The organism is Cupriavidus sp. 05T42, from assembly GCF_056396345.1.
Map to the genome: position 1 here is coordinate 1 of NZ_JBFTLH010000053.1, position 1,279 is coordinate 1,279.

Below are 1,279 nucleotides of genomic sequence, written 5' to 3' on the forward strand. Positions count from 1 at the left end.
GCGCGCGCTCGGCGGCGTTGTTGTTGTATTCGCGCAGGGCCGTGGCGATTGGAGCGGCCACGTGAACCAGCAAGCTGGCGACGGAGTCCGGTAGCAGCTTTCCATTGGTTTCCTGCTTCGCGGCGCGTGCTTTTTCCTCTGCGGCATTGACACGCTCCTGGGCTGCCTTCACCTTCTGATAATAGGGATTGTCCGCAAAATTCCGGTCCTCCAGTGCCGCTATCGAGATAAGTTCACCATATGCACGGCCGTAATCGCCCTTCGCCTTGTCCACCTCGTCTTGCGCCATCGCCGCCTTCACCTTCGCATCCCAGGCGGGCTTGAGCAGCGCCTGCATGTGCTGCTGGTACTGATCCATCCGCGTTGCCCACGGCAACTTTGCCGGGTCCAGTGGCATGGCGGCCATCTCGCGGATCAGTGTGTCCTGCCGCAATACCAGCCCTCGGAGTAGCAGATTGCTCCTATCGGTGATGTCACCCTTGAGCCATTGGAGGTAAACCATGGCGCAGCCCTCGATTTGCTGGGTTGTGGCGATGCATCGCTGCAAGGTCTCCGCGTAGGCGTCGCCGCTTAGCGCATTGCTCCCATCGTGCGTGCAGTCGAGCTTGTTGGCGAGCAGGTTGCTCCGCATCCACGCGGCGTGGGCCTTCGCCAGGGGTTCGACGTGCTGGGCCTGGAGCGCGTCAGACTGCGTTTTGAACTCATTGCGCCACGCGCTATGGAGTTCCGACTTGAAGCGGCGCAGATATTCGCCCCACGATTCATTCTGGGCAGACTGGATCGTCTGCGGCGAAGGATTCCGGATCGCCGCATCCATTTCCTGTTTTCTCTTGACGTCTTCCGGTGTGTCCGGCGGTGCCGCCATTCCCCCGCGCGACGCCGTGTCTTGGCTCGCAACTTCGTAGCTGACCTTGAGGTAGTCCGCAAGGACATCCGCCTTGTGGAACACTTGGAGTTTCACCTTTTCATCATTGGATTGCCGGAATGACTTGATGGCACCATCCAGTGCAGCCAGATTCCGGTGCGTGGTGGGATAGTTGCCGTAGCCGTTTTTCTTGTCGTACTTGCCGGCTGGCACGTACGTGTCCAGCAAGCGCTCCTGATGCCAGTGGATCAGGGCGGCGAGGTCCTGCGCAACGCCGGCCGGGTCGTCCAGTGCGATGATGGCGKCCTGCATGTCCGGGCTGCGGCGGCGGCAGGCTGATTGGGTGGCATCGGTCCGCCCTACGCGTCCACCAAAGTTCGGCGCGGAAGGCGGCATGAAGKCGCGGGGCCCGAC

The 1,279-nt window shown here is 61.7% G+C and carries 1 pseudogene; it reads right to left on the reverse strand.

The window, feature by feature from the left end:
• Positions 1-1,177 (reverse strand): annotated as a pseudogene (locus AC1EJR_RS27260) (hypothetical protein); the annotation flags it as partial.
• Positions 1,178-1,279 lie beyond the last annotated feature (102 nt).